The sequence below is a fragment of the Frankia sp. CcWB2 genome (assembly GCF_977927585.1).
The window spans coordinates 1-8,710 of record NZ_CDWRCM010000187.1 but is presented as its reverse complement, the minus strand read 5'-3'; the positions used below and the strand labels follow the sequence as shown (position 1 = coordinate 8,710).

At 72.2% G+C, this 8,710-nt stretch carries 11 protein-coding genes; 8 read left to right on the top strand and 3 right to left on the bottom strand.

What is annotated here, in order from left to right:
• From ACY45C_RS17345 to ACY45C_RS17335, 3 genes are all read left to right on the top strand, one after another.
• On the top strand, positions 1–277 hold a 277-nt coding region (locus ACY45C_RS17345; RefSeq protein ID WP_462188605.1), incomplete at its 5' end, for an FAD-dependent oxidoreductase.
• Between the two features lie 299 nt (positions 278–576).
• Positions 577–1,407 (top strand): LOG family protein, encoded by an 831-nt coding sequence (locus ACY45C_RS17340; RefSeq protein ID WP_462188604.1) that lies wholly within the window; start codon positions 577–579, stop codon positions 1,405–1,407.
• Positions 1,404–2,003 (top strand): LOG family protein, encoded by a 600-nt coding sequence (locus tag ACY45C_RS17335; protein WP_462188603.1) that lies wholly within the window; start codon positions 1,404–1,406, stop codon positions 2,001–2,003. Before ACY45C_RS17340 ends, ACY45C_RS17335 begins: the two co-directional genes overlap by 4 nt.
• Before the next feature lie 96 nt (positions 2,004–2,099).
• Here the strand turns inward: ACY45C_RS17335 and folP are convergent, their stop codons facing one another.
• The gene (folP, locus tag ACY45C_RS17330) at positions 2,100–2,912 is read right to left on the bottom strand and encodes a dihydropteroate synthase (protein ID WP_462188606.1); all 813 of its coding nucleotides are present in this window, start codon (positions 2,910–2,912) and stop codon (positions 2,100–2,102) included.
• Positions 2,913–3,056: 144 nt separating this feature from the next.
• Here folP and ACY45C_RS17325 point away from each other — a divergent pair, with 144 nt between their 5' ends.
• From ACY45C_RS17325 to ACY45C_RS17315, 3 genes are all read left to right on the top strand, one after another.
• Positions 3,057–3,398 carry a DivIVA domain-containing protein gene (locus tag ACY45C_RS17325; RefSeq protein WP_462188602.1) on the top strand — a complete coding sequence of 114 codons (342 nt, stop codon included), beginning with the start codon at positions 3,057–3,059 and terminating at the stop codon, positions 3,396–3,398.
• A gap of 242 nt (positions 3,399–3,640) precedes the next feature.
• A complete protein-coding gene (locus ACY45C_RS17320; protein WP_007511639.1) occupies positions 3,641–3,808 on the top strand; it encodes a DUF3117 domain-containing protein in 168 nt (55 codons plus the stop codon).
• A gap of 95 nt (positions 3,809–3,903) precedes the next feature.
• Positions 3,904–5,577, top strand: coding sequence for a leucyl aminopeptidase family protein (locus tag ACY45C_RS17315; RefSeq protein ID WP_462188601.1), 1,674 nt, complete (start codon positions 3,904–3,906; stop codon positions 5,575–5,577).
• Positions 5,578–5,644: 67 nt separating this feature from the next.
• Here ACY45C_RS17315 and ACY45C_RS17310 read toward each other — a convergent pair whose 3' ends face one another.
• Together ACY45C_RS17310 and ACY45C_RS17305 are read right to left on the bottom strand one after the other, a co-directional pair.
• On the bottom strand, positions 5,645–6,364 hold the full coding sequence (locus ACY45C_RS17310; protein ID WP_462188600.1) for a hypothetical protein: 720 nt from the start codon (positions 6,362–6,364) through the stop codon (positions 5,645–5,647).
• Positions 6,365–6,518: 154 nt separating this feature from the next.
• A complete protein-coding gene (locus ACY45C_RS17305) occupies positions 6,519–7,172 on the bottom strand; it encodes an O-methyltransferase (RefSeq protein WP_011438208.1) in 654 nt (217 codons plus the stop codon).
• Positions 7,173–7,337: 165 nt separating this feature from the next.
• On the opposite strand from ACY45C_RS17305, the gene sigE reads away from it, so the two are divergent.
• The gene (sigE, locus tag ACY45C_RS17300; RefSeq protein ID WP_462188599.1) at positions 7,338–8,144 is read left to right on the top strand and encodes an RNA polymerase sigma factor SigE; all 807 of its coding nucleotides are present in this window, start codon (positions 7,338–7,340) and stop codon (positions 8,142–8,144) included.
• The gene (locus ACY45C_RS17295; RefSeq protein WP_462188598.1) at positions 8,141–8,500 is read left to right on the top strand and encodes an anti-sigma factor family protein; all 360 of its coding nucleotides are present in this window, start codon (positions 8,141–8,143) and stop codon (positions 8,498–8,500) included. The genes sigE and ACY45C_RS17295 overlap by 4 nt, the downstream gene beginning before the upstream one ends.
• Positions 8,501–8,710: the final 210 nt, after the last annotated feature.

Here is an 8,710-nt window from a genome sequence, read left to right as displayed (position 1 = left end):
CGTTCCCGCGTCGGGGCCGTGGCCGGTATCGCTGTGCTCGATTCTGCCGCGCCGCCAGGAGTGCGTGAACCTCGCCGTCCCGGTCTGCGTCTCCTCCTCGCACGTCGCCTGGTGCTCCCTGCGGATGGAACCAGTGTTCATGATGCTCGGCCAGACGGCGGCGATCGCGGCCGGAAGCGGGATTCGCCAGGGCGTCGCCGTTCAGGACGTCTCTTACTCCGACATCCGCGCCGCGTTGCAGCGGGTGCGCGTTCCACTGCCGGCTGCCGAGGGGTGACGCCGTGCTGGCCCGTGTCGTGTCCCGCACTGACACATGACTGATACATGACTGATGCGCGCGAAAAGGGAAGTCGAAGGACTTCTACGTCCTCCGGCGCACGGTGTTCGCCTTGTTGCGCCGCGAGGGGGCGTCCTGATCCACCGGCGTGAGCGGCTTCACCGACGTGGGCGGCGTCATCCCGCAACGCCCGAGCCGTGGCCTATGGTGCCGTCGTGACACCGTCCTCGAGCCCGGAGCCGCCCTCCCTACCGCTTGCTGAGGAGGATGGCGCCGCGCCTTCTTCTGACGACACGCCCGTGGGACGCTCTGCGGGTTCCGACCCCGCACCTGTCGGTGCCCAGCCACCGACCACCGGCCGCGAGCGCCGCATCCCGCCGCCGGAGCAGTTCCGTGGGCCAGTCATTGCCCGGCGTGGCCAGGTGGAGCACTCCACCACGGATCAGCGCCTGCTCGACACCCGCAGCCCCTCGGGGTTCGTCCATTCCGACCCGTGGCGGGTCATGCGGATCCAGAGCGAGTTCGTCGAGGGTTTCGGCCTGCTCGCCGAACTGCCACGGGCGGTGACCGTCTTCGGCTCGGCCCGGATTCCCCCGGACAGCCCGTTCTACGAGCAGGGCCGGCTGCTCGGCGCCGCGCTCGCCGAGGCCGGCTTCGCGGTGATCACCGGCGGGGGGCCGGGCGCGATGGAGGCGGTGAACCGTGGGGCCCAGGAGGCCGGCGGCCTGTCGGTGGGCCTCGGTATTGAGCTTCCCTACGAGCAGCGGCTCAACGACTGGGTCGACCTCGGCGTCAGTTTCCGCTACTTCTTCGTCCGCAAGACGATGTTCGTGAAGTACGCCGAGGCGTTCGTGATCCTCCCCGGTGGGTTCGGCACGCTCGACGAGCTGTTCGAGGCGCTGACTCTGGTCCAGACCGGCAAGGTCACCCGGTTCCCAGTGGTGCTGATCGGCTCCGAGTACTGGTCGGGACTCGTCGACTGGATGCGGACGACCCTGCTGCCCGCCGGCCTGGTCCAGGAGCGGGACCTGCAGATCCTCTCGATCACCGACGGCATCCACGAGGCCGTGCGCATCATCCTGGAGGGAACCGCCGGGCACACCCGGCCCGCAGGTATGGATATTCCGTGAACATCTGCGTGTACTGCGCCTCCTCCGAGCTGATCGACCCCTCGTACGTCCTGCTGGCGGCCCAGACCGGCACCGAGCTTGCCCGGCGCGGCCACACCCTGGTCTCCGGCGGAGGCTCGGTGTCGTGCATGGGGGCGATCGCCCGGGCGGCGCGGGCCGGCGGAAGTTACACGGTCGGCGTGATCCCGCGGGCGCTGGTCGCGATGGAGGTCCGCGACCTGGACGCGGACGAGATCATCGTCACGGAGACCATGCGGGAGCGTAAGGCGCTCATGGACGCGCGCTCGGACGCCTTCCTGGCTCTGCCCGGGGGCCTGGGCACCCTTGAGGAGCTGCTTGAGGTCTGGGTCGCCGGGGTCCTGCGCATGCACACCAAGCCCGTGGTGGTCCTCGACCCCGACGGGGTCTTTGCCCACCTGCGGATCCTCGTCGACGAGATGGTCGACCGCGGGTTCGTCCGCCCGCGCGCCCGGGACACCCTCTGCTGGGCGACCGGCATCGGCGAGGCGGTGGACTTCCTGGAGGCGGGTGTGACAGAGGCGACCGTCACCTCGCCCCCGCCCCCGACCCTGCGGGAGATCGTCGAGGGCGACTGAGCCCGTTCCTGTTCCTGTTCCTTGCCTATCCAGAGGGTTTCGTGTCCGAAAAATCCCTCTGGATAGGCGAGCTGGCTGGGTAGGCGAGGGCGGTCCTCAGGCGAGGCCGCGGCGGGCGACGGCGAGGTCGACGTCGCCCCGGATCGCCGCGACCATCCGCAGCGTCCGCCACGTCGCCGCCACCTGGTGCGCCCGGAAGACCCGGGCCCCGAGCCAGGCGCTGACCGCGGTCGCGGCCAGCGTGCCCTCCAGGCGTTCGTCGATGCCGGTGTCCAGGGTCTCCCCGACGAAGTCCTTGTTCGACAGCGCGACGAGCACCGGCCACCCGGTGGCGACCAGTTCCGGCAGCCGGCGGGTGGCCTCGAGGGAGTGGCGGCTGTTCTTGCCGAAGTCGTGCCCGGGATCGACGAGGATCGCATCCGGCCGGACCCCGAGCGACACCGCCCGCTCGGCGAGCCCCACCGTGGTGGCGACGATGTCGGCGACCACGTCGTCGTAGACCATCCGGTGCGGCCGGGTGCGCGGCGGCAGATGGCCGGCGTGGGTGCAGACCAGACCGGCGTCGAACTCGGCCGCGACCTCGGCGAGCGCCGGGTCCACCCCGCCCCAGGCATCGTTGAGCAGGTCGGCGCCCTCACCCGCGACGACCCGTCCGACCTGCGCGCGCCAGGTGTCGACGCTGATGACCAGCCGGGGGTGGCGGGCCCGGACCTCGGCGACGAAGCCACCCACGCGGCGCAGCTCCTCGGTCGCACTCACCTCGCCGCCGGGCGCGGCCTTCACCCCGCCGATGTCGATGATCCCCGCCCCCTCGTCGACCGCACGGTCGACCGCAGCCAACGCCTCGGCCGCACCGTACGTCGCCCCGCGGTCGAAGAAGGAGTCCGGGGTGCGGTTGACGATCGCCATCACGATCAGCTCGGTCGGCTCGAAGGTCCGCGGACCCAGTCGTAGCGGATCCCGCCGTAGCGGGGCCGGGTGGGCAGCGTCGGCATGCACCGGGCCAGCCTGCCAGAATCACCGCGATCGGCGGGCCGTGGCAGGATCGGATGCGTGGTGCTCGTCATCGAAATTGTGATCGTGGCCGCCGTCGTCTTCGCGGTGGCCGCGCTGGCCGTCGGTCGCTTCGATCGGCTCGCCCCGGCGCCGCCGGACGGCGCTCCCACCGGACTACCTGTCGGTACGGTAACAGCCGGCGACATTGCCCGCACGCGGTTCGGGATGGCGCTGCGTGGTTACCGGATGGCCGAGGTTGACGCCGTCCTGCTTCGGCTGGCCGACGAGCTGGCCTGGCGGGACGAGGAGCTGGTCCGGCTGGCCGCGTTCGCGCGCGTCGACACCGCGCCATCGCCGGACGGGCATCGGGTTACTCGCTCGCCACAGATCGACGAGTGATCGCCGCCGCCTGTCCGTGGCATCCGCCGACTGTCTGTGGCATTACAATCGACTGTTGGTAGCCGGTCGATCTGGCCTACGCAGGGACACGTACAGGCGCCGCCGTCAACATCGATGCCCACCTCTTGATGTTGCGGCGGGCGACTGTTGTGATGCCGCGCAGAGACGTGTTTCGGTTTGCGGTCCGGTCTACGGGATAATCGTCGTCAGATGCAGGTCCGACGGCAGGAAGAGGTGCACCGATGGCGGCCATGAAGCCGCGGACGGGTGACGGTCCGCTCGAGGTGACCAAGGAGGGGCGCGGCATCGTCATGCGTGTCCCGCTGGAGGGGGGCGGTCGGCTCGTCGTGGAACTCACCGCCGACGAGGCGAGTGCGCTGGGGGATGCCCTGAAGACCGCGGTCGGTTAACCGTCCGTGTGTCCGTCCGTGTGCGCTGTCCTCGCGCCTGTCCCGCGGGCAGCCGGGTCCCGTCGTGGTCCGGCGGTCCCGGCGAGAAGGCCGGCATGAGCATCGTTGATTCCGCGCCAGGCCCGGCGATCGACGGGCTCATCAGGCTTCCTCTCAGCGTCACCCTACGGTCCGCCACCGTCGCCGGCGTCGAGCCCGCGACCGTCGCCCTGGTCCTCGCGTCGTCCGAGAACGGACCCGTGTTCGATGAGACTGCCCGCGGCGTCGGCGCCGATCTAGGACTGGATCTCGCGCTGCTGGTCGAGTCCGAGTCCCTGCGCGGTGATGCGGGTTCGGTGCTGGTGGTGCCGTTGGCCCGGACGGCTCGGCCGACCCGGCTGCTCGTGGTCGGCATCGGCGCCGGTCAACCGGGTGACTGGCGGGCCGCGGGCGCCGCGCTCGCCCGCCGCGCCGGGGCACCGGACCGGCTCGCGGTGGTGGCGGAGCCCGGCGATCCGGGCCTGAGGGCCTTCACCGAAGGTCTGGCGCTAGGCGCCTACCGGGCCGCTGGAGTGCCCGACCCGGCTGGCGGAGTGCCCGACCCGGCCGGCCGGCCCGGGCCGGAGAACGGCGTGCCCGGCGACGTCATCGTGCTCACCGGTCGGGCGGACGAGCCTGGGGCGGCGGCCGCGGTCGACGCCGCGCGGGCGGTGGCCACCGGGGTATACATCGCCCGCGATCTGGTCAACATGCCGAGTCTGGTGAAGTCACCCGCGTGGCTGGCGAACCGTGCCGTGCGCATCGCCGCGTCGGCGGGTCTCGACGCGACCCTGCTCGGCCCCGACGATCTTCCGGCGCAGGGCTTCGGGGGGTTGTGCGCCGTCGGTGAGGGTTCCCCTCGGCCGCCCTACCTGGTCAAACTCGAATATCACGGGCCACCGCGGACTTCTGGCGAGGCCGGGTTGGCGGGATCCACCGGATCGGCGGGATCCACCGGGTCAGCGGGGCCGGATGGTTCGTCGGCGGGCCGCTTCACCGATGGTCACCGGGTCCTGGTCGGGAAGGGAATCACCTTCGACTCGGGCGGGCTCTCCCTGAAGCCGGCCGTCCCGATGGCCGGCATGAAGACTGATATGGCGGGCGCGGCGGCGGTGCTCGGGGCGATGACCGCGTTGCCGGCGTTGAACGTGCCCGGGCGCGTCACCGGTCTGCTCTGCCTGGCGGAGAACATGATCGGTGCGACTGCCATGCGTCCCGGCGACGTCATCACCTGCTGGGGCGGGACCACGGTGGAGGTACTGAACACCGACGCCGAGGGTCGCCTGGTGCTGGCGGACGGCCTCGCCTACGCCGCGGGCGCGCTCGACGCGGATGTCATCGTCGACCTCGCCACGCTGACCGGAGCGATCGCCGTGGCGCTCGGCCGGCGCACCGCCGGGCTGTTCAGCTCGGACGACCAGTTGGCGGCGGCGCTGTCCGCCGCGGCGGACAGCGCCGGGGAACGGGTGTGGCGGCTGCCGTTGGTGGAGGAGTACCGGGCGGCGATCGACTCGCCGGTGGCGGACCTCGCCAACATCGGCCGGGCGCTGGACGTCGGGGGCGGTTCCATCACCGCGGCGCTGTTCCTGCGGGAGTTCGCGGGCCGGCGGCCCTGGGCGCATCTGGACATCGCGGGCACCGCACGGTCGGACGCCGACGACGGCGAGATCAGCCGGGGCGGCACCGGGTGGGGGGTGCGTACCCTGCTGACCTGGCTGTCGGGTGGGCCGTCCCAGGCACCGGCGGCCTGAGTAGAACCCCGGAACCCCCAGACGTGTCCCGGGTACCCCTGGGTGTTGCCGGGCCGCGAAGGGGAGGTCAGGCCGCGAGACGCAGGAGCACGGCCTCGTATCCCCGGGCGATGTCCTCGGAGAGGACCAGGGAGACCCGGAGCACCACGGTGCGCTGGACGAAGACGTACTCGGTGACGAGCGGGTTGTCGGCGGTGACGGTGAGGAGCTTCGTCGCCCGCCGCTGCGCGCTCTCCGCGTCCGCGAAGACCTCGATCGCGCCGCCGCGCTCGATCGCGTCCGCGGGGCTCCCGGAGACCTCGTTGACGCCCACCCGCGGATCGCTGAAGGCGATTCTGCTGGTGTAGCCGTTCGCCCGGCCCAGGAGACGATCGGGGTCGCTGGCCGCGGTGTAGACGACGGTGGTGTGCAGCGGCAGGCCCGCGCCGGCCAGCCGGATCGCCACCTGCTCGGCGGTAAGGCCGGCGAGGCCGCCTCCCGCGGCCGACGGGGTGGGTACGGCCGTCGGGGAGGGGGTGGCGCCCGGTACGGCCGGGTGGGCGGAGCGCGCGCCGTGCGCCGGCCCCACCAGGCGGTTCAGCGTGTAACCGGCAATCCCGGCCAGGACCGCCACGACGAGGACGAACGTGATGTAGGGCAGCAGGCTCTCACGTGGGGCGGGCGGCGGCTCGGCGCGGCTGTCATAGGCGTCCCTGGCCCGGCTGTCATAGGCGTCGAAGTCGCCGTAGTTGCCGTGGTCGCCGTCGTAGACGTCATAGCGCCGGTACTCCTGTGCGGCCGGTGCCATTTACTCCCCAAGGCGTAGGAATGTCACGCTTAAGCGCACCTTACGCGTCCACCGAGGAGCCACCGGGTACCGGCACGATCAGCTGGCCCCGATCGTGTTACCGCGGACCGGTCACCCCGACCGGGGTGCCTGGCCAGCCGGCCGGGGTGTCTGCTCAGCCGACCGGGGAGGACTTGGCGACCACGGCGACCAGGAGGCCACCGCCGGTGGTGAGGAGCATCTGGGTGAGCCGCACATCGTCACGTACAGCCGTGGCGAGTTCGCGGACCGCCACCGCCTCGGGGCCGGTGGCCTGGCCTTGAGCCAGGGCCAGCACGCTGGCGAACGCCACCACGCCGCCCGGCCGCAGCAGCCGCAGGGCCTGGGTGAGGTACTCGGTGCCCTCACGCCGGTCCGCGTCACAGAACACGAGGTCATAGGCGCCGTCGGTCAGGCGGGGGAGAACGTCGAGGGCGCGGCCGGTGATCAGCCGGCTGCGCCCCGGGGTCATCCCCGCGTCGGCGTAGGTGCGCCGAGCCAGCCGAAGGTGCTCGGCCTCGACGTCGATGGTGGTCAGGGTCCCGTCGGGCCGCATCCCGCGCAACAGCCAGGTACCGGAGACCCCGGTACCCGTGCCGATCTCGACCACCGCGCGGGCGCCCACGGCGGCGGCGAGGAAGCGCAGGACCGCGCCGGTACCCGGGCTGACCGGGACGATCCCGACCTCCTCGGCTCGGGCGCGGGCAGCGCGAAGGATCGGGTCTTCCAGCAGGAAGCCCTCTGCATAGGCGGCGGCGGACTCGAGCTCGCCGATGTCAGTGTCCGGCATGACTTCCGCAGCCTACGGGAACGGGAGACCAGGGACGCGCGTTCATCTGGTCAACGCGCATCGTGTCGAGGATCGAGGGGAGAAACGTCGGTGTCCGCAGCGGGATTCGCCGCTCCCTGGCCGGCTCGTCGGGTACGTTTGACGCGAACCGACCGAGAGGCGGCCGTGGCTGCTCAGGACCCCGGGGCGGGCTCGGACGCCGCCGGCGTCGCCGCCACCGCAGAAGCTCCTGGTTGGGTTCCTCCTTCCTGGGAAGACGTGGTCCGTGAGCACGGCAACCGGGTCTACCGCCTCGCCTACCGCCTCACCGGTAACGCCCACGACGCCGAGGACCTGACGCAGGACGTGTTCGTTCGGGTGTTCCGGTCGTTGGCGGACTACACCCCCGGCACCTTCGAGGGGTGGCTGCACCGGATCACCACCAACCTCTTCCTCGATCGCATGCGTCGCCAGCAGAAGATCCGGTTCGATGCGCTGCCCGAGGACACCGAGCGGCTGGCCGGCCGCGAGGCGAGCCCGGAGGCGGTCTACGCCGAGGCTCATCTCGACGCGGACGTCGAGGCCGCGCTCGCCGCTCTGCCGCCCGACTTCCGGGCCGCCGTCGTGCTATGCGACATCGAGCAGCTCTCCTACGAAGAGATCGCTCAGACGCTGGGCGTGAAACTGGGCACAGTGCGCAGCCGGATCTCGCGCGGTCGGGCGATGTTGCGCGCGGCGCTGGCCGATCGCGCGCCACGTACCGGTGACGGTGCCGCGTTGTCCGCCGCCGTGGCGGTCTCGGACGACGCCCTTCTCGCCGCGGAGCCCGCCGTCGGGCCGGCGGCGGAGCTCGCCGAGGCGGACGCGGCGCCGCCGGGCACGACCAGACCGCATCGGGGCCGAGGCGACGACGGGCGGCTCAGAAGCGGGGGACGGCATGGGCCCGTCGCCGCCGGGAGCAAGGGTGGTGCTCCGCGGGAGCGGCGGGCGTGACCGAGCATCTCGGCGATCGGATCTCGCCTCTCATCGACCATCAGCTCGATCATGACGCTCGCGACCGCGCGCTCGCGCATCTTGCCTGCTGCGGGGAGTGCCAGCGGGAGGTGGCGGCCCTGCGGATAGTCAAGGCACGGCTGGTCGCCCTCGATGGCCCGGATCTTCCTGGCGGCCTCGCGGTCTGGCTGCTCAGCCTGGGCGGTCCGGCCGCGGTGCCCGCGTCCTCCCCGGGTTCGCCCCAACAGCCCCAGTGGTCCCCACAGGCCCATCGCTCCCAGTTCCGTCCTGCGCCGGACAGGCGGGGCCCCACCTGTGTCTCGACCCGGCCAGGCGTCCCGGGGCGTTCACGGTGACAGTACCGGCCCTGCTGCCGCGTTCCGCCGAGCTCCGACAGCCCCCCTCCGATCCTCGCCCGGGCGCCGGCACTCGTCCGGCCTCGCCCAGGCTCGCCGCTCGACCGGCGCCTGGAGCCACCGGCGGGGCGGCGCGTGGTCTGGGTCAGGCGGGCCGTCCCGCGCCGGGGCCCGCGCGCCAGCGCCTGCGGCGGCCGGCCCCGCCCGCCC